17 protein-coding genes are annotated in these 18,008 nt (G+C 70.5%); 12 read left to right on the forward strand and 5 right to left on the reverse strand.

Features of this window, described 5'->3' with window-relative positions; translation table 11 throughout:
• Positions 1–43: 43 nt before the first annotated feature.
• The 6 genes from OG622_RS12615 to OG622_RS12640 all read left to right on the forward strand — a co-directional run bounded on the left by OG622_RS12615 (position 44) and on the right by OG622_RS12640 (position 5,360).
• Positions 44–1,000, forward strand: coding sequence for a helix-turn-helix domain-containing protein (locus OG622_RS12615; RefSeq protein ID WP_371575818.1), 957 nt, complete (start codon positions 44–46; stop codon positions 998–1,000).
• Between the two features lie 561 nt (positions 1,001–1,561).
• Positions 1,562–3,361 carry an ATP-binding protein gene (locus OG622_RS12620; RefSeq protein ID WP_371575821.1) on the forward strand — a complete coding sequence of 600 codons (1,800 nt, stop codon included), beginning with the start codon at positions 1,562–1,564 and terminating at the stop codon, positions 3,359–3,361.
• Positions 3,348–3,785 carry a roadblock/LC7 domain-containing protein gene (locus OG622_RS12625; RefSeq protein ID WP_046707851.1) on the forward strand — a complete coding sequence of 146 codons (438 nt, stop codon included), beginning with the start codon at positions 3,348–3,350 and terminating at the stop codon, positions 3,783–3,785. The genes OG622_RS12620 and OG622_RS12625 overlap by 14 nt, the downstream gene beginning before the upstream one ends.
• 4 nt (positions 3,786–3,789) lie before the next feature.
• Positions 3,790–4,158, forward strand: coding sequence for a DUF742 domain-containing protein (locus OG622_RS12630; RefSeq protein ID WP_371575823.1), 369 nt, complete (start codon positions 3,790–3,792; stop codon positions 4,156–4,158).
• Complete coding sequence (locus tag OG622_RS12635) at positions 4,136–4,738, forward strand: ATP/GTP-binding protein (RefSeq protein ID WP_371575825.1); 603 nt, start codon at positions 4,136–4,138, stop codon at positions 4,736–4,738. The genes OG622_RS12630 and OG622_RS12635 overlap by 23 nt, the downstream gene beginning before the upstream one ends.
• Before the next feature lie 37 nt (positions 4,739–4,775).
• Positions 4,776–5,360 (forward strand): GAF domain-containing protein, encoded by a 585-nt coding sequence (locus tag OG622_RS12640; RefSeq protein WP_371575826.1) that lies wholly within the window; start codon positions 4,776–4,778, stop codon positions 5,358–5,360.
• 161 nt (positions 5,361–5,521) lie between these two features.
• On the opposite strand, the gene OG622_RS12645 is transcribed toward OG622_RS12640, so the two are convergent.
• Positions 5,522–6,757, reverse strand: coding sequence for an acyl-CoA dehydrogenase family protein (locus OG622_RS12645; protein WP_371575828.1), 1,236 nt, complete (start codon positions 6,755–6,757; stop codon positions 5,522–5,524).
• 796 nt (positions 6,758–7,553) lie between these two features.
• On the opposite strand from OG622_RS12645, the gene OG622_RS12650 reads away from it, so the two are divergent.
• The 3 genes from OG622_RS12650 to OG622_RS12660 all read left to right on the forward strand — a co-directional run bounded on the left by OG622_RS12650 (position 7,554) and on the right by OG622_RS12660 (position 8,985).
• Entirely contained in the window at positions 7,554–7,835 is a 282-nt protein-coding gene (locus OG622_RS12650; RefSeq protein WP_371575830.1) for a hypothetical protein, read from the forward strand.
• 74 nt (positions 7,836–7,909) lie between these two features.
• On the forward strand, positions 7,910–8,338 hold the full coding sequence (locus OG622_RS12655; protein ID WP_371575832.1) for a roadblock/LC7 domain-containing protein: 429 nt from the start codon (positions 7,910–7,912) through the stop codon (positions 8,336–8,338).
• 44 nt (positions 8,339–8,382) lie between these two features.
• Positions 8,383–8,985: an ATP/GTP-binding protein gene (locus OG622_RS12660; RefSeq protein ID WP_371575834.1), complete on the forward strand. Its 603-nt coding sequence runs from the start codon at positions 8,383–8,385 to the stop codon at positions 8,983–8,985.
• Positions 8,986–9,236: 251 nt separating this feature from the next.
• Here the strand turns inward: OG622_RS12660 and OG622_RS12665 are convergent, their stop codons facing one another.
• On the reverse strand, positions 9,237–9,704 hold the full coding sequence (locus tag OG622_RS12665; protein WP_371575836.1) for an ATP-binding protein: 468 nt from the start codon (positions 9,702–9,704) through the stop codon (positions 9,237–9,239).
• Positions 9,705–10,180: 476 nt separating this feature from the next.
• Between OG622_RS12665 and OG622_RS12670 the strand changes: the two genes are divergently transcribed.
• The 3 genes from OG622_RS12670 (at position 10,181) to OG622_RS12680 (ending at position 12,236) form a co-directional block, all read left to right on the forward strand.
• Positions 10,181–11,056, forward strand: a complete 876-nt coding sequence (locus tag OG622_RS12670; RefSeq protein WP_371575838.1) for a helix-turn-helix domain-containing protein — start codon at positions 10,181–10,183, stop codon at positions 11,054–11,056.
• Between the two features lies 1 nt (position 11,057).
• Positions 11,058–11,318 carry a DUF397 domain-containing protein gene (locus OG622_RS12675; RefSeq protein WP_371575840.1) on the forward strand — a complete coding sequence of 87 codons (261 nt, stop codon included), beginning with the start codon at positions 11,058–11,060 and terminating at the stop codon, positions 11,316–11,318.
• Between the two features lie 102 nt (positions 11,319–11,420).
• Positions 11,421–12,236: an SAM-dependent methyltransferase gene (locus tag OG622_RS12680; protein ID WP_371575842.1), complete on the forward strand. Its 816-nt coding sequence runs from the start codon at positions 11,421–11,423 to the stop codon at positions 12,234–12,236.
• 151 nt (positions 12,237–12,387) lie between these two features.
• On the opposite strand, the gene OG622_RS12685 is transcribed toward OG622_RS12680, so the two are convergent.
• The 3 genes from OG622_RS12685 to OG622_RS12695 form a co-directional block, all read right to left on the reverse strand.
• Positions 12,388–13,482 (reverse strand): LacI family DNA-binding transcriptional regulator, encoded by a 1,095-nt coding sequence (locus tag OG622_RS12685; protein WP_371575843.1) that lies wholly within the window; start codon positions 13,480–13,482, stop codon positions 12,388–12,390.
• A 227-nt stretch (positions 13,483–13,709) separates the two neighbouring features.
• Entirely contained in the window at positions 13,710–16,160 is a 2,451-nt protein-coding gene (locus tag OG622_RS12690; RefSeq protein WP_371575844.1) for a beta-galactosidase, read from the reverse strand.
• Entirely contained in the window at positions 16,160–17,935 is a 1,776-nt protein-coding gene (locus tag OG622_RS12695) for a beta-galactosidase family protein (RefSeq protein ID WP_371575845.1), read from the reverse strand. Before OG622_RS12695 ends, OG622_RS12690 begins: the two co-directional genes overlap by 1 nt.
• Positions 17,936–18,008 lie beyond the last annotated feature (73 nt).

Raw genomic sequence — 18,008 nt, forward strand, 5'->3', positions numbered from 1 at the left:
CACAAGCACACAGTCGGGGGTTCGGCACCAGGGAGGAGCAGCGTTGCCCGCCGGAAGTTACAGCGTCGAGGCGCTGACCACCGAGGAGTTGAACCCGCGCGAGCGTGCCGACTTCTGGACCGAGCAGATCGGCTCGTACCAGTCCCGGATGGGCTTCAGGTACGCCCAGTCGGACAACTTCCGGGGCGAGACCGTCCGGCAGCGCACTGACACGTACCAGTTGGTGAAGTACCGGTCCGACGAGATCGAGTACACCCGCACGACGCGCCAGGTGCGCCAGGACCCCGACGAGGACTACCGGCTGCTGCTGCCGATGAGCGGTGAGATCGTCCTGCGGCAGGACGGCGAGGAGGCCCGGCTGATCCCGGGCACGGCGGCGCTGGTCACCTTCGCGGCGCCCTTCCAGTGTCTCCAGAGCGACGCCATCGACGCGTTCATCCTCACCATCCCGGCCCGCGAGGTGGACGGCCGGCTCAACAACAGGTCACCGGTCGCCAGCGGTCTGGACCTCACAGCAGGCCTCGGGCGGATCGTCGGCTCGATGCTGACCGGACTGCACGAGGAACGGGAGCACCTCACCGACCCGGAGTTCAACGCCGTCTCCGACCGGGTCGTGGAGCTGGTGTGCATGCTCGCCGTCGGCGACGACCGCCCCGACGCCCCCGGACAACTGGGCGAGGTGGAGGCGATGGTCCGCCGCTATGTGCGCGACCACGTGGCCGACCCCGACCTCACGGGTACGGCGGTGGCGCGTGCCCTCGGCTGGTCGCTGCGCCAGATCCAACTGGCCCTGCAGAAGGCGGGGACCACGCCCCGCGAGCTGATCCGCGAGGAGCGGCTGCGCCTGGTCCGGGACCGCTTACTGTGCGCGGAGTGCGAGCACATGACGATCACGGATCTCGCCTACTCCGTCGGCTTCTCCTCCGCGAGCGCCCTCAGCACGGCCTTCCGGCGACGCTACGACGTCAGCCCCCGTGAGATGCGACAGAGCATACGTTGACTCAACTTCTGGTGAACTCCGGAGAGTTCGGCGGAAAACATACGGCGAGGGGCCACTCGGTGAACAGGCTCTCACACCCGCTCCCCCGCACGTAAGGTTGAAGTCTAAAGCTTGGTCAAAGCATAACCGGCCTCGATCCCGGGCTTTTCCGGCCCTCCTGGTGTGAATGTTCCTGGGGCGCGTCGTGCCCACCGTGTGCGACCGAACCCAGTTCGCGCCCGACTCCGCTTGTCACAGCGGGAGTTGACACGAGGCAGCACGACGGCCGAATGGCGTGAACCGTGCGCTCCGCGCGAGCGGAACAACCGTCGACGAGGCGGAACCCGCAGGTGACCCGCCACCCGGCGGCTCTCTTTCACAGACGGGGCGCCGCCCTGGCCGAGGTGTGAAGAACTGCTGCGGCGCCACCCCGTGAATAGACGGTAAAAAGGCGACGCAGAACCCTTGCCGCGACTGACGGCACCTCAGGTGACAGACCTCCCCTGAGCGTCTAGGACCGCTGGTCAGATAGTTGACGTTCTTCGCTACTCTGTCGCGTACTGGCTGATCGAGAGGACTCCGATGCCTGAACCCCCACCCTTCGCAGCGACCCCGGAACACGGTCGGCCGGACACGACGACTCCCCCGTCTCGTCACCGGCACGGAAAGCCCGGGGCGTCGGATTCCGCGAACTCCTCCGCGGCCCAACCGCGGCTGACGCGGCTCGCCGTGCTCCCCGCCGCGTTCATGGCCGGAATATCCACTGCCGTCACGGGCACGGTCCTGCGACTGCAGGAGGGCACGGCCGACGCCGCCACCTGGGGTGTGCTGGCGGGCGGCGCGGTCCTCGGCTGCGGCTGTCTGGCCGGGGCCGTGATGGCGGCCAGGTCACGGGCCAGGTCCGAAGCGAAGCGTGCCCAGTCGCTGCGGCAGGCCATCACGACCGGCAACTGGGCGCTCGACGAGGACCTGACCCGCCTCAAGCGGGGCGAGCAGCTGCTCTCACGCGGGTTCGCCTACCAGGCGACGCGCGCCGAAGACCCCTACCAGAAGCTGCAGTACGACGTCACGGAGGCACAGCACCGGGCCCGGGAGGCGCTCGTCTGGGCGGCGAGCTACTTCCAGTCCGCCTCCGACGACAACAGCGACAAGGTCGAGGTCTTCGTCAACCTGGCCCGCCGGCTGCAGTCGCTCGTCCACCGCACCATCCGTGAGCTGGACGATCTGGAGAACCAGGTCGAGGATCCGGACCTGCTCCGGCGCATCTTCGGCATCGACCACCTGGCGACCCGAATACGGCGGCACGCGGAGAACCTCGCGGTGCTCGGCGGCGCGATCTCCCGTCGCCAGTGGACCAATCCGGTGTCGCTGACCGAGGTGCTGCGGTCCTCCATCGCCGAGGTCGAGCAGTACTCCCGCGTCAAGCTGGTGCCGCCCATCGAGGGCACGCTGCGCGGCCACGCGGTCGCCGACGTCATCCACCTGCTGGCCGAACTGGTGGAGAACGCCACCATGTTCTCCCACCCGGACACCCAGATCCTCCTGCGCTCCCGCCGGGTGACCGCCGGCATCGCCATCGAGGTCGAGGACCGCGGCCTGGGCATACCCCAGGAGGATCAGGACCGGATCAACACGCTCCTCGCCGACCCGGCCCGCATCGACGTCGCCAAGCTGCTCGCCGACGGCCGGATCGGTCTGTTCGTGGTCTCCTCCCTGGCCCGCAGGCACGGCATCGCGGTCCAGCTGCAGGGCAACATCTACGGCGGCGTCCAGGCCATCCTGGTGCTCCCGCAGGGCCTGCTGGGCGAGGAGGAGGGGCAGGCGCCCGCCCAGGCACCGGTCCAGGTACGTCCTCCCGCCGCACCCCACCCGGGGCAGGCGTCCGCGCCCGCCTGGGAGGCCCGGCCGCACGCGGCGCCACCCGCCGCCGTACCGTCCCACGCGCACGCGGGCCCCCCGGTCTCCATCCCGTCCCAGCCCGGTCCCCCGGCCGGCGTACCGCGCCGGTCGGCGGGTCCCGTGCCGCCCCCGGCGGCCGTCCGGCACGAGCGGGCGCAGCCCGTCTCCGACAGGCGGTCCGAGTACCGCCCCTCGTCGGGCTACGAGCGTCCGACGGCCACCCCGCAGGGGTCCGGTGGGCCGGCCAGGCCGGTCCTGCCCAAGCGCCGTGCGATGGAGCACCTGGCGCCCGAACTCCGCCAGGGGCCCGCTCCGCGTCCCGAGACGCACGAGCAGGACCTGAACTTCAGCCCCGGCCTCCTGGCCGGGATCAATCGAGGCTTCGGTCTCGCCGGCGCGACCTCCGACGCGATCCCCGTCGACGACGCGCGCTGGGCCCCGCACCGACCGCAAGGAGAAGACCCCCACCATGGTGAGCGATAGCCACCCCACCGGACAGAACATCGACTGGCTGCTGGACAACCTCAAGAAGACCGTGCCCGGTACCCGGCAGGTGCTGTTGCTCTCGTCCGACGGGTTGAGCAAGGCCCATGTGGATCTGAGCGCCGACGACGCCGACCGGCTGGCGGCGATATCCTCCGGGCTCAACTCCCTGGGCCGTTCCTTCGGCCACGACAGGGTCCTGGGCAACGGCGGCACCGTCCGTCAGGTCATCGTGGAACTGCACAACGGCATCCTCATCGTGGCCTCGGCGGGCCACGGAGCCGTGCTGGCGGTCACCGCGGACGCGACGACGCACACCGAGACGCTCGGCTACGAGATGGGCATGCTGATCCGGGCCGTGCAGCCGTTCCTCGCCACGCCGGCCCGCCGCCCGACCAACGCACCCTCCAGCGCGGGGATGTGACGCGATGACGGACGAGATGTTCCTGGACGAGGAGGCCGGACGCTTAGTCCGGCCGTTCACCGTCAGCAACGGGCGCACTCGGCCCTCGACGCCGTTCGACCTGCTCACCCTGGTGATGGCCACCGGCATGCGGCCGTTCATCGACCTCGGCCCCGACCACGACCTGGTGCTCGGCCTGTGCGTCAGGCCGGTGCCGGTGGTCGAGGTGGCCGCGCGGATGAACCTCCCGATCGCCGTCACCAAAGTCCTGTTGTCCGACCTAGTGCAGCACGAGGCGCTCACCGCACGGGCGCCCCGTGCCGTCGAGGCGGCCTCCGCCGCCAACCGAGATGTTTTGGAGGCGGTGCTTGATGGCCTACGCGCACGGCTCTGACCCCTTCCCGACCGCCCTGAAGATCCTCGTGGCGGGCGGGTTCGGGGTGGGCAAGACGACCTTCGTGGGTGCGGTCAGCGAGATCGCGCCGCTGAGCACCGAGGAGGTCATCACCACGGCCAGTGTCCGCACCGACAGCCTCGACGGGGTGGAGGAGAAGTCCACCACCACCGTGGCCATGGACTTCGGCCGGATCACCCTCGACTCGGACCACGTCCTGTATCTGTTCGGCACACCCGGGCAGGAACGGTTCTGGTTCATGTGGGACGAGTTGTCCGACGGGGCGCTGGGCGCGGTGGTGCTCGCCGACACCCGCCGGCTCGACGCCTGCTTCCCCGCGGTGGACTTCTTCGAGGTGCGCGGAATCCCGTTCGTCGTGGGGGTGAACGAGTTCGACGGCGCGTACCAGTACTCCGTCGAAGAGGTCCGCGACGCCATCGGCCTGAAGTCCAACGCACCGATCGTGTTCTGCGACGCCCGGCACTGCAGCTCCGGTACGGGTGTACTGGTCGAACTCCTGCAGCATCTGCTCGGCATGACACCCGGCGTGGCGACGCACCAGCCACCCGTGCTCCGTTGATCCCTACTCAACTCGGCCGACCTCGAACGGAGTTCCGATGAACAGCCCCTACGCCTCCTATGAGCCACCGCTCGACCGTCTGCTCCTCACCCCCGAGGACCCGGCCGCCCCGCAGCGCGGCGCCAGGCTCGCCCAGCTGGGGCTCGCCAACACCCCCCGGGCCGAGTTCGACGCGTTCGCGCGCCGGCTGGCCCTGGAGCTGGACGCGCCGTACGCGATGGTCAACTTCGTCGATGACCGACGCCAGTTCTTCGCCGGGCTCTACACCCCGGACGCCGGACCGGTGAACATCTCGCAGGGTCAGGTGGCCGAGACCTCCATGAGCCGGGAGATGCGCCTGGACCACGGCTTCTGCCCGCACACCGTCAAGCGGACGGCGGCGCTGGTGCTCGACGACGTCTGCGACTACCCGCGGTTCGCTGGCAACCCGGTCGTGGACGAGATCGGCATCCGCTCCTACATGGGCGCACCGCTGGTCGACACGCTGGCGGGAATGAACCTCGGCACGATCTGTGTCGTCGACACCGACTCCCGTACGTGGGGACGGCAGCGGCTGGAGATCATCAAGCGCATGGCGCAGGAGATGTCCGACCAGATCCAGGCCATCGCCTCCGGCCGCTGAAGCCCGACCGGGCGCCCCCGGTCGGGTGGGTCGAAGGGCAGCGGGCCACCCACCCGGCTCACGAAAGCCGCGGACACGACGTCGTGTCCGCGGTTTCTCTGCTTCCCGGCCCCGCCCGGCGGGCGGGAGCGGACGACGGCCCGGGTCATGGCCCAGTGCGCCTAGACCAGTTCGCCGACCGGGATCGGTTCCGGTTCCCGCGACTCGACCTGCGGGGTACGGACCAGATCGGCCAGCCGCTCGGACCACTGGCCCTTGTTCTCGCCGAGCGCGAACTCGCCCAGCCTGAGGCCCTGGATCTCGGAGGTGCCGGCCGGGGCGTAGATGTGGAAGGCGTCGCGCAGATAGCGTTCCACCGGGCGGTCGGTGAACAGGCCGCAGGCCGCGTGCATCTTGACGGACGCCTGGGCCGACTCGATGGACGACTCGACGTTGAAGAGTTTCGCGGACATGAGCTCGATGTCGCAGGGCCGCCCCTGGTCCAGCAGATGCGCGGCGAGATAGGCGCTCTGCCGCGCGAGGGTGAGCCGTTGCAGCATCCGCCCCAGCTCGATCTTGATGTTGGGCAGGTGCCCCAGCGGCCCTCCGTAGCGCTGCGTCTCACCGCAGTACCGGGCGGTCTCCTCGAACACCGCCTGGTGGATGCCCAGGGACACCGCGGTCAGGTTGAGGCGGCCGTAGAGCACCGACGAGGAGTACGCGACGGCCAGCCCCTCGCCCTCCGCCCCGAGCCGATTGGCCGCCGGTATGCGGCAGTTGTCGAAGATGAGCTCCCCGAAGCTGAATCCGTGCAGACCCATGGAGGGCACCTGCTCGGCGAGGGAGAAGCCGGGCCGGTCGGACTCGACGAGGAAGGCCGTCATGCCCTGGGAGCCCGGACCGGTGCGGACCACGACACCGTGTACGTCACCCACATGGCTGTTGCCGACGAAGACCTTGCGGCCGTTGAGGATGTAGTCGTCGCCGTCCCGTACCGCGCTGCTCTCCATGCCGGCCACATGGCCCCCCGACCCCGGCTCGGTGACCGCGATGGTCGGCAGCACCTCTCCCTCGGCGATTTTCGGCAGCCAGTACCTCTTCTGGCTGTCGTCGCCGAAGTGAATGATCTTGGCGACGCCCAGCTGGGAGGCCTGGACCATGGCCCCCATCGCGCCGCTCACACGGGACAGTTCCTCGATGATGACGGTCTTGGCGAGATGGCCCGCGCCCATGCCTCCGTACGCCGGGTCGATCGTGGCGCCGATCCAGCCCTGTTGGGCGATCAGCCGGGAGAGCCCCACCAGTGCGGTGCGGGAGCCCTCCATCTCGGGTATGAGTGGCCGTACCACACGCTCGGCGAACTCGCGTACGCGCTGCCGTAGATCCTCGTGATCCTGGGTCGTGAAGACGTGTTCCACGCCAAGCCCTTCTAGGCGTTCTCCCGCGCCCGGGGGAGACGCGGTGGCTGTGCGTCAGTCGTGGTTCCGGTTGGGAGACTGACCGACGTGCAACATGGTCTACAAATCAACCTCTAAGGCCAAGATCGCTTAGAGGGTTTGGCCGAAAGATAGGCAGTTGAAGTTTGAGCTTGAATGTGAGAAGAGAAACGGACGATGTCCACAATTTGATACTTTCCAAGCCGAACTTGCACGGTTCCCCCGATCCGGAATCAGGCACGCGGCGACCGGATCACCAGGCACACCCGCTCCGGCAAGCCTTCCCTCGGCACTGTGCACCCCCAAATACCAAACTGACGGACCGTCCATGCGTGTTTGATCAGGGTGACACAGATTTTCGGCCACCCGCTCCAAGGGCGAATGTGGCCGGACAGTGCCGATTCCGAGACCCTGATGTGTCGACAAGTACCCATTCCGGGTAGCCACCGGACGTACTCGTTCCGCCGAACCGTCCCGGCGCCGCCCGGCCGACGCCGGATGCGTCGTCAAGGACGGGCGTCCGGAGCCAAGTTGACGCCCGGCGGATGCTGACGACGGGGTGCGGGTCCTGATACCGTTTCGTCAGCCCGCTGACATTCGCCGACGGTGTGTCAAGCCGGAGCACGAGGGATGCCGGGCGGCTCGCGGCACCCCCATCGTCATCGGATGTTCGCTGTCGTACGAGGAATCAGATGCCAGGCACCCTCCCCAGCGCTCGAACGGACTCGCGCGGGGGGACCCCGATCGGCCCCACGCGCGATACGGCACGGTGGCCCGGATGAGCGGTGAACCGCCCCGCGCCGAGACAGGCGCTCCACCCCTCCCCCAGCTCCTGCCCCGACGGCCCCGGAGCACGCCGGCCGCGCCAAGGCCCCGCGAGGACACGGCCGAGGTCCCCTCGACGGACGACGAAGCGGACGACACGCTCCGCCCGGACGCCCTGGCCCGCGCCATCGTGGCGATCCAGCGGGGCTCGACGCGGGCCCGGCTCGCCGGACCGGACGACACCGGCGGCACCGACGGCCGACCGGCACCACGGCCCGGCCCCGACGCCGCCTGACGGGCGCCTCCCCCAGCGCCCCGACGAACCGTCGCCGCCCCCGGCGCCGACCGACCGTGAGGAACACGCACGACATGACAGAGCAGGTACGAACCGGTCCCCAACTGGACTGGCTGCTGGACGGGCTCGTGGAACGCATACCCGAGATCCACTGCGCCATCGTGCTGTCCGGGGACGGCCTCCTCATCGGCAAGTCGAAGGACATCCGGTTCGACGACGCGGAGCATCTGTCCGCGGTCGGCTCGGGCATGCACAGCCTGGCCCGGGGCGTGGCCCGCCACTTCCAGGGCGGCGAGGTCCAGCAGACGGTCATCCAGATGGAGCGGGCGTTCCTCTTCGTCACCGCCGCCGGCCGGGGCGCGCGGCTGGCCGCGATCGCCTCGGAGGAGGTCGACGTCGGGATGATGGCGTTCGAGATGGGCACCCTGGTCAAGCAGGTCGGCAAGTACCTGAGCGCCGCGCCCCGTGCGGAGACCCCGTCCGACTACGTGCAGGACGCGTGAGCCGCCGCGGCGGCCGGGCCCGGAACTCGTCGAAAGGGTGATGGATGGTGTCCGTCAGCTCCCAGACCGTCGTACCCACCGCTCTCAAGATCCTCATCGCGGGTGGCTTCGGCGTCGGCAAGACCACCATGGTCGGCGCGGTGAGCGAGGTGACCCCGCTGGCGACCGAGGAGCACATCAGCGCGGCGGGCCGGCGCGTCGACGACCTCAGGGGCGTCGAGAGGAAGGTCTCGACCACCGTCGCCCTGGACTTCGGCCGCATCACCATCTCCCCCGAGCTGGTGCTCTATCTCTTCGGTACGCCCGGCCAGGACCGCTTCTGGTTCATGTGGGACGACCTGTGCAGCGGTGCCCTCGGGGCCGTGGTCCTCGCCGACACCCGGCGACTCGACGCCTCCTTCGCCGCGGTCGACTTCTTCGAGTCCCGCTCCATTCCCTTCGCGGTCGGCGTCAACTGCTTCGACGGCCGCCGTGAGGTCGACGCCGAGCAGGTCCGCCAGGCGCTCGACCTGGCGCCCACCGTCCCGGTCCTCCTCTGCGACGTACGCCAGCGCCAGTCCAGCAAGGAGCTCCTGCTGGCCGTGCTCGGCGCGGCCCGCCGGAAGATGGAGGCCAAGCTGGTGGCGGCGGGCCTGCGTCCGGGCTGAGCCCCGGAGCGCCCGCTCGCGACCCCCGGCCGGGGCTGAGGGAACAAGACCTCGCGGGCCAGGGAGCAGGACCTCGTGGGTCGCTGACCGGCAGGGCTTCCTGAGTCGGGGATCCCCCTGCTGCCGCTGGGGAGGGTTCGATGGGGAGGCGGCGTACGTCCGGGTAGGCCGGGGAGTGACCGGAGCGGGACTCCAGTCACTCTCACCGGCGAACGCGTCCGACGGGACTCGGGCCCGGTCGGAAGACCCGCCTAGGTCCAGGACGGGTCGGTCAGGTCGGTCAAGGGGAAGACCTCGTTCTCGCGCGGAGCCGTCGGAGGGGCGGGCTCGGCGGTTTCCCGGCCCTCCGACGGCAGTTCTGCCCAGACGACACGACCGGACCGTTGTGGGGTGTCGCGCACCCCCCAGTCGCTGCTGAGCATGCCGACCAGCATGAGCCCTCGCCCGTTCTGGTCGTCGGGGCCCGGACGACGCCGGGCAGGCTGTGCGTGACCACTGTTCTGGTCCTCGACCTCGATGCGGAGCCGACGGCCGGTGAAGTGCAGCCGGCACACGATCCACTCGCTGTCCGTGTGGTTCAACGCGTTGGTGACCAGCTCGGACGTGATCAGGAGGACGTCCTCACGGGTCTCCGGGCGCACCCCCCACTCACCGAGCAGCTCGCGCACGGTTCTGCGCGCCTCGCCCGCCGACGCGGGCACCGCGGGCAGACCGAACACGCCCGCTCTGTGGGGTTCGTACGCCTCTGATCCAAGGGGTGGGTACATGACCGGGGCTAACCGGTCCGTGGACTGGGGGAGAGTGGGCGGAGCCATCGCCATATGCCTTTCGTCGGCCCTTCGCACCGCAGCGGTGCCGGTGCCACGGCCGCCTCGACGTTCGCCGCAACCTTTTACAACTCACGGCGGACAGCGCTGAGTTGCGGCCACATCTCCCCCAACCTGGCCGCGCAGCCCCAGCTTTCGCCGAGGCCGTGACGGTACGTCCACTGTGGCATCCGCGAACAACACCTCGCAACCAGCAAGTTGAAATTTGCAATTTGTGAGTCGCATGCCGTCCCCGTTCGAGCCAAGATCGTGTCAGACTGCGCTCTCGAAGCGACCCGTACAACAACGCGCAACCCTTGAAGGAAAGTGCGCAAGAGTCGTTATCAGTTCGACATGACCTCTGTGCTCGGTGTGAGGGGGTGGTGGGCGTGACCGCGGAAACGGAGTGGGGCGGAGCCCCCTCCGTGTTGCGCATGATCCTCGGCAGACAGCTGGAGGAGTTGCGCACGCGCGCCGGGCTGACGTTCGAGCAGGCGGGCGAGGCGATCGGTGTCAGCCATTCCACGATCCGCCGCCTGGAAGCCGCCAAGGTCGCCCGGCTCCGCCTCCCGGATGTCGAGAAACTGCTCCAGATCTACGGCGTGCAGGACCAGCAGGAGATCGAGACCTTCCTGAAGTCGGTCCGCGAGGCCAACAAACGCGGCTGGTGGCACACCTACCGCGACGTACTGCCCGACTGGTTCGCCGCCTACCTCAGCCTGGAACAGGCGGCGCTCCAGATCCGCGCGTACGAGGCCCAGTTCGTGCACGGCCTGCTGCAGACGGAGGAGTACGCGCGCGCCCTGCTCGGCGCCGGCAATCCGCACGCGGCGACCGAGGACACCGAACGGCGGGTGGCGCTGCGGATGCGGCGCCAGGAACTCCTCACCCGTGCGCAACCACCGCGGCTCTGGGTGGTGATGGACGAGACGGTGCTCAGATGGCCGGTCGGCGGACCGGACGTGATGCGCGCCCAGATCGACCACCTGATCGAGCTGAACCGGCTGCCGCATGTGACGGTCCAGCTCATGCCGTTCCACAACGGTCCGCATCCGGCGATGCGGGCCGGTGCGTTCCACCTCTTCCGGTTCAGGGCACCCGAGTTGCCGGACATCGTCTACCTCAGCGGTCTGGTGGGCGCCGTCTACCTCGACAAGCAGGACGACGTAGTCGTCTACCGCGAGGCCCTGGACCGAATGGGCGCGCAGTCGGCGCCCGCCCGCAAGACCGAGGCCCTCCTCGGTGCGCTACGCAAGGAGCTCTGACGTGCACCATCACATACCCGACGGAGTACACAACGGCGTCCGCAACGGCATGCCCGCCCGCGACCTCGGCAGACACGACTGGCACCGTCCCTGGAGCGACGACGCCGGCGGTGCCTGCGTGGAGGTCAAGAAGCTCGCCGACGGCCGGGTCGCCGTCCGCCAGTCGACCGACCCGGACGGCCCGGCGCTGCTCTTCACCCCCCGTGAGATGACCAGTTTCCTGGCCGGCGTGAAGGCGGGCGAGGCCGACTTCCTGCTCTGACCCGCTTGCTGCCACGCCTCGTTGACGCACCACCTGTGTGAACCGACGCACCACCTGCCCGACCGTGCACCTGTACGACTTGACCTGATGGGAGGGGCGACGTTGCCCGACAACGGATGGCCTGCCGACCGGATCGACACCGAGCACGCGCATTCCGCGCGTATCTACGACTACATCCTCGGCGGCAAGGACTACTACCCGGCCGACAAGGAGGCCGGTGACGCGATGGCGCGCGAGTGGCCGGCCCTGCCGGTCCACATGCGGGCCAACCGCGACTGGATGAACCGCGCGGTGCGCTGGCTCGCCGAGAAGGCGGACATGCGCCAGTTCCTCGACATCGGAACCGGCATCCCCACCTCCCCCAACCTCCACGAGATAGCCCAGTCGGTGGCCCCCGAGTCCCGGGTCGTCTACGTGGACAACGACCCGATCGTCCTCACGCTGTCCCAGGGGTTACTGGCCAGCACCCCCGAGGGCAGGACCGCGTACATCGAGGCCGACTTCCAGGACCCGGAGACCGTGCTCGGCTCGGCCGAGTTCGCGGAGACCCTCGACCTGAGCAAGCCGGTCGCGCTCACCGTGATCGCGATCGTCCACTTCGTGCTGGACGAGGACGACGCGGTCGGCATCGTCCGCCGTCTCCTCGACCCCCTCCCCTCGGGCAGCTACCTGGCGATGACCATCGGCACCGCCGAGTACGCCCCGCAGGAGGTGGGCCGCGTCGCCCGCGAGTACGCGGCCCGCGACATGCCGATGCGGCTGCGCACGATCGACGAGGCCCACGAGTTCTTCGACGGCCTCGAACTCGTCGAGCCCGGCATCGTCCAGGTCCACAAGTGGCACCCGGACGGCACGGGCGAGGACGACATCCGCGACGAGGACATCGCGATGTACGGGGCGATCGCACGGAAGCCCTGATCCAGGGCGACGCGCTCGCTCACTCTCTGGCCCGGCACTCGATGCCGGGCCAGAGGTCTTTCAGGGGCGCGGGGAACTGCGCGACCGGCCCCCACCGGACCCGCAGGCGCCCGACACCCCATCGCGGCACCCCCATAGGCGCCTGGGCGCCCTACCTCACCGCCACCCCCGTACTGTCACGAACGATCAGCTCGACAGGAACGACCGGTTCCCGCTCCGGAGAGTCACCCGTCGACTCCGGGCCGTCCAACTGCCTCAACAGCAAGCGCAGCGCCATCGTGCCGATCGCGGAGAAGTCCGTACGGATCGTCGTCAGCGGCGGCAGCAGATGCGCCGCCTCGGGGATGTCGTCGTAGCCGACCACGCTCACGTCGTGCGGGACCCGGCGGCCGGCCTCGTGCAGGGCGCGCAGCAGACCGAGCGCCATCTGGTCGTTGGAGACGAACACGGCGGTGACGTCCCGGTCGCCCGCGAGCCGCCGGCCCAGCTCGTAGCCGGAGTCGGCGCTCCAGTCCCCGGCGAGGGGTTCGTGGACGCGTGCGCCGGCTCGCGTCAGGGTCTCGCGCCAGCTCGCGGCGCGTCGGTCGGCGGACGTCCAGCCGGTGGGGCCCGCGATGTGCCAGACGGTGGGGTGGCCGAGGCCCAGCAGATGTTCGGTCGCCAGCCGGGCGCCCGCCGTGAAGTCGGAGGAGACCACGGGGGTGCCGTCGCCGAGGCCGTTGTCCAGCATGACCAGCGGGGTGTCCGGGCGGGCCTGCGCGAGGGCGGTGGCGACCGGGCGCTGGGGGGCGATGGCGATGATCCCGTCCGCGCCCTCGGCCGACAGCCTGTCCACCGCCTGGACGACGGTGTCCCGGTCCGCCGTGTCGAGGGCGATGGAGCTGACGAGGTAACCGGCCTCCTGGGCCGCCGTGTTGATCGCGGTCAGGGTGGAGGCGGGGCCGTAGCGGGCCGCGTCGAAGGAGATCACCCCGAGCATCCTGGTCCGGCCGCTGGCCAGTGAGCGCGCGCTGCGGCTGGGGCGGTAGCCGAGCGTCCGCATGGCCTCCAGCACGGCTTCCCGGGTCTCCGTCCGGACCGCCGGGTGGTCGTTGAGGACGCGGGAGACGGTCTGTTTGGAGACGCCGGCGAGACGGGCCACGTCGTCCATCACCGGGCGGGAGCCGGCGAAGTTGCGTCGGCTGCGGCCTCGGGTGGCTCCGCCGGGGTCGCCGGCCGCGTTGCCGTCCGTCGTGCTTCGGGGCATGCGGCTGGGTCCTTTTCGACGGGGTTCGGATCGGTGTGGTCCTGTCCGGGGCCACAGGATAGGTCTGATGGGTCTCGCCCCCGCCGCCCCTGCCCGTCCCTCCCCCAGGGGCGCTGCCCCTTCGACCCCGGGGGGCGTGTGTCGTCGGGTGCGGGTGGTGTGTGGTTGCTCGCGCAGTTCCCCGCGCCCCTCAAAAAAGCAGGGGCTGCGGGGCGTGGAAGCCGGGCTCAGCCGGGTCGGAGGGGCCAGGTGTGGGTGGTTGTCAGCTCCGCTCGGACGATCTCCGCCGGGATCTCCGAGTCGCCCGCCCAGCCCGGTACGTACACCGGCGCCCCGGCCGGCAGCGGCAGCACGCGCAGCCGCAGTCCCGCCGATCGCGGCGCCCCCGCGGGCAGCCGGTCGAGGCCGATGTCCCAGACACCACCCGAGTAGAACTGGTCGGCGACGAGGTGCTCCCCCACGTAGGCGCGGGCCACGTCCCCGGTCCAGTGGACGCGCAGGAGGGTGCCGGGCGGTGGATCGTCCGGCAGGGCGATGGCGTACTCGGCGGCCACCGTGTCGAAGTGCTCGTCGGCCGGCACGCTCGCCCGCCCCAGTACGCCCGTGGTGACAGGCGGCGCCTCGCCCGCCGGTCGGACCGGGGTGACCGGGAGTTCACCGTCCGCGCCGCCGGGTCCGCGCCGCCCGTCGCCCCGCGCCACCACCGTGTAGCGGACGAAGACCCCGTCCGTGGCCTCCTTCACCACGGCCCCGGTCACCACCGGGGCCCGCTCCGGGGCGGGCAGTACCGCGAACGACGGTTCCGGGGCGGCGCTGTGGACGCGTACCTCGTCCGCGTGGGCGTCGAAGACCACACCACCGCCTGAGTCGGCGAGAACGAGCCGCTCGGCGCCCCAGGCGGGGCCCCGGTAGGCGGTACGGGCCGTCGCCGCGTCCAGGACCAGGAGGCCGACCCGGCCGCCGTCGGTGGTGTCGACCTCGACCAGGGCGTCCGTGCCGGGGCGCAGCCCGGTCACCAGGATCCGGTCGCCCACGGTCGTGACCTCGCCCGAGGGCGCGGAGACCGTCGTCACCGTGCGCGGGTCCAGGGCGAGTTCGGCGGCGATGCCGTCGGTCGCGGCGAGGACCAGCACCGTACGGCCACGGCCGTCGTCGACCGTGCAGACGGGCTGCGCGGTGGCCCAGTCGAGCCGCAGCCCGGCAATGTCCAGCCGCAACGGCCAGCAGGCATACGCCCCTTGGGGAATCGTGACGGGTGTACTGGGCAGCGACAGCACCGTACCGGCCGCGCCGAACGGTCCCTTGGTCCCCTCCGGGTCGCCCGGGAACTCCACTGTGAACGTCGTCCCCGGGTGGGCCGGCAACGGCTCGTGCGGCTGGTGGTTGTTGATGAAGAGGAAGCCCGATCGGTCGTCGCCGCGAACCGCCCACCTCAGCGTCTCCCGGTCGTCCTGGCCCGTCGGCCGCCGCTCGGGCAGGGCCGAGTCCATCGGGGCGATCAGGTGGCCGAAGTCGGCCAGCAGCAGGTGCTGGAGGCGGAGTTCGTCGTAGGAGGGGCGGTACTGGCCGTACTCGCCGAGGGGGGCCTGGAAGTCGTAGGTCAGGACGGGGAGGTCGTTGGGGTAGCCGGTGGCGTGGGACTCCTGGAGGGGGGTGAGGTCGCCCGGCGGGTTGGTGCCGCCGTGGAACATGTAGTAGCCCTGCCAGACCGATCCGCAGCCGATCTTGGTGAGGCCGAGCGCGCCGACGTCGGCGGCGTCGACGCGCGGCCGGCGGTGGTAGGCCACCGCCATGCCGCCGCCCAACTCGCAGGTGGCCCACGGGAATCGGCCCGTCGATGCCTCCGGATCGCCGCCGCGTACCGTCGTCGGACGGAGGTCCGCGCCGATGCCCTCGTCGTCGCGCTGATGGGTGAAGAAGAAGTGCTTGCGGCAGGTGTCGGGCCAGCCGCCGTCCGCCTCGGTCCAGAAGGTCTCGGTGTAGCCGCCGTAGAGAGGCAGGAGTTCGTCGGGCGGCAGCCGCACCCCGCCCCAGGCGGTCGACGTCCACAGGGGCGCCGACAGGCCGGCCTCCTGGGCCATCCGCTTCAGTGTGAGCAGATGGCCCGGCTGGTCGTACAGCTCGTTCTCGATCTGGATCGCGACGATCGGACCGCCGTTGGACCGGTCCAGACCGTGGAGTTGCCCGGCGATCGCCGCGTACCAGGCACGTACGGGGGCGAGGTAGGCCGGGTCGTCGGTGCGGGGGGCGTCGGCACGGTCCAGGACCCAGTCCGGCAGACCCCCGTTGCGGACCTCGGCGTGCACCCAGGGCCCGATGCGGGGGACGAGGTCCAGACCGTGGCGGGCACAGAGTTCAGCGAAGCGCCGCAGGTCGCGGTCGCCGTCGAAACGGATGCGGCCCTCGACCTCCTCGTGGTGGATCCAGATGACATAGGCGGCGACGGCCGTCACCCCGCCCGCCTTCATCTTCAGCAGTTCCTCCTCCCACTCCCCCGCCGGGTAGCGGGTGTAATGGAACTCGCCGGAGACGGGGAACCACGGACGGCCGCCCCGCGTCAGCCAACGGCTGTTGACCTCGATGGGGTCGGGCACGCCCGGCGCGTCGGCGAAGGGGATGTGGCCTCGCGCCGGAGGGTCGCCGGGCGCCGGTACGCGCACATGGTGCGCCGGCGTCATCAGGGCTTCACCGGGCCCAGGTCGGGTGTGTCCGTGAACTCGGCGCGGGCGCTGGTCGTGGCGTTGAGTTCCAGCAGGATCAGCTCGTTGGCCCCGGGGCGCAGGACGGGAGCCGGGACGTAGAGGGTGCGCTGAGGGCCCCGGTTCCAGTAGCGGCCGAGGTGGAAGCCGTTGATCCAGGCCTGGCCCTTGGTCCAGCCGGGCAGCGAGAGGAAGGTGTCGGCGGGGGTGTCGACGTCGAAGGTGCCGTGGTGGAAGGCGGGAACGGTGACCGGGGTCCCCTCGGCCGGGGCGAAGGGCACCGTGGACAGATCGGCCAGCGGGAGCCGGTGGGTGTCCCAGCCGAGCAGCGCGGTGCCGTTGAAGGTGACCGGGCCGAGGAGGCCCTTGGCGGCGCCGATGCGAGGGCCGTAGTTGACGCCGCCCATGTTCTCGACCAGGACGTCGAGTGTGGCGCCGGCCCGCGGGACGCGCAGGGGCAGGGTCTCGTCGTGGCGTTCGCGTTCCAGTACGCCGACGGGGGCGCCGTCCACGAAGACCTGGGCGCGGTCGCCGACCCCGCCGTCGAAGTGGAGCAGGCCGTCGCCCGCCTCCGGGAGGGTGGTGCGGTAGAGGACGTAGCCGGAGCGCTGCCCCAACTCCTCCATGGTGACCGGGTGTTCCGTGCGCTCCAGGGCAGCGCCGAGGGAGGTGGCGTACGGCAGCAGGGGGGCGAGGCGGTCCAACTCCACGGTGATGCCCGAGAGCTTGGGCGCGGGCGCCGGGACCGGCTCCTCGGGGACCGGCGCGTGGCGGGCGATGACCTCGCGGAAGGCGTGGTACTTGGAGCCGGGGTCGCCGGACTCGGTGAGGGCGGCGTCGTAGTCGTAGGAGGTGACGATCGGGGCGTAGCACTGGTCGTGGTTGGCGCCGTTGGTGAAGCCGAAGTTGGTGCCGCCGTGGAACATGTAGATGTTGACGGAGGCGCCGGCGGCCAGGAGCTTGTCGAGGTCGGCGGCGGCGCTCGCCGCGTCCCGCACGTGGTGCTCCTCGCCCCAGTGGTCGAACCAGCCGATCCAGAACTCCGAGCACATCAGCGGCCCTTCAGGCATGTGGGCCCGCAGCGCCTTCAGCGACTCCTCGATCCTGCCACCGAAGGTGGCGGTGGACAGGACACCGGGCAGGCTCCCGGCGGCCAGGTGGTGGCCGGAGCCCGCCTGGTCACAGGTGAACAGCAGTTCCTCGATGCCCCGGGCACGCAGCGCCTGGTGGACGTGCTTGAGGTACGCGGTGTCGTCGCCGTACGCCCCGTACTCGTTCTCGACCTGGACGGCGATGACCGGGCCGTCGTTCGCCGCCATGTACGGCAGCAGCGGGGGCAGCAGGATGTCGAGGTAGCGGTCGAGGGCGTCGGTGAAGCGGGGGTCGCTGGAGCGCAGCCGGATGTCGGTGTCCGAGGTGAGCCAGGAGGGCAGGCCGCCGCCGTCCCATTCGGCGCAGATGTACGGGCCGGGGCGCAGCAGGACGTGCAGGCCCTCGGCGCGGGCGAGGCTCAGGTAGCGGGGCAGGTCGAGCAGGCCGTCGAGGACGAGCGGGCTGTCCGGGTCGGGCTGGTGGAGATTCCAGGGGACGTACGTCTCCACGGTGTTGAGGCCCATCAGCCGGGCCTTGCGCAGCCGGTCGGCCCACAGGTCGGGGTGGATGCGGAAGTAGTGCATCGCGCCGGAGATGATCCGGAACGGTTCACCGTTCAGGAGGAAACCGTCGGACGACGTGGTCAGAGCGGGCGGGCGCAAGGCTGTTTCCCTTCGGCGGGGTGTACGGGGGCAGGGGGTCGATTCCGTCTGCGGGTGGCAGGGGATCGGGTTC

It is taken from the genome of Streptomyces sp. NBC_01314 (assembly GCF_041435215.1).
Lineage (GTDB): Bacteria > Actinomycetota > Actinomycetes > Streptomycetales > Streptomycetaceae > Streptomyces.

Coding starts and splice junctions, on each gene's coding strand:
- OG622_RS12620 (WP_371575821.1), top strand. CDS start 1,562: ATGCCTGAACCCCCACCCTTCGCAGCGACCCCGGAACACGGTCGGCCG.
- OG622_RS12625 (WP_046707851.1), top strand. CDS start 3,348: ATGGTGAGCGATAGCCACCCCACCGGACAGAACATCGACTGGCTGCTG.
- OG622_RS12630 (WP_371575823.1), top strand. CDS start 3,790: ATGACGGACGAGATGTTCCTGGACGAGGAGGCCGGACGCTTAGTCCGG.
- OG622_RS12635 (WP_371575825.1), top strand. CDS start 4,136: ATGGCCTACGCGCACGGCTCTGACCCCTTCCCGACCGCCCTGAAGATC.
- OG622_RS12640 (WP_371575826.1), top strand. CDS start 4,776: ATGAACAGCCCCTACGCCTCCTATGAGCCACCGCTCGACCGTCTGCTC.
- OG622_RS12650 (WP_371575830.1), top strand. CDS start 7,554: ATGAGCGGTGAACCGCCCCGCGCCGAGACAGGCGCTCCACCCCTCCCC.
- OG622_RS12655 (WP_371575832.1), top strand. CDS start 7,910: ATGACAGAGCAGGTACGAACCGGTCCCCAACTGGACTGGCTGCTGGAC.
- OG622_RS12660 (WP_371575834.1), top strand. CDS start 8,383: ATGGTGTCCGTCAGCTCCCAGACCGTCGTACCCACCGCTCTCAAGATC.
- OG622_RS12685 (WP_371575843.1), bottom strand. CDS start 13,482: ATGCCCCGAAGCACGACGGACGGCAACGCGGCCGGCGACCCCGGCGGA.
- OG622_RS12690 (WP_371575844.1), bottom strand. CDS start 16,160: ATGACGCCGGCGCACCATGTGCGCGTACCGGCGCCCGGCGACCCTCCG.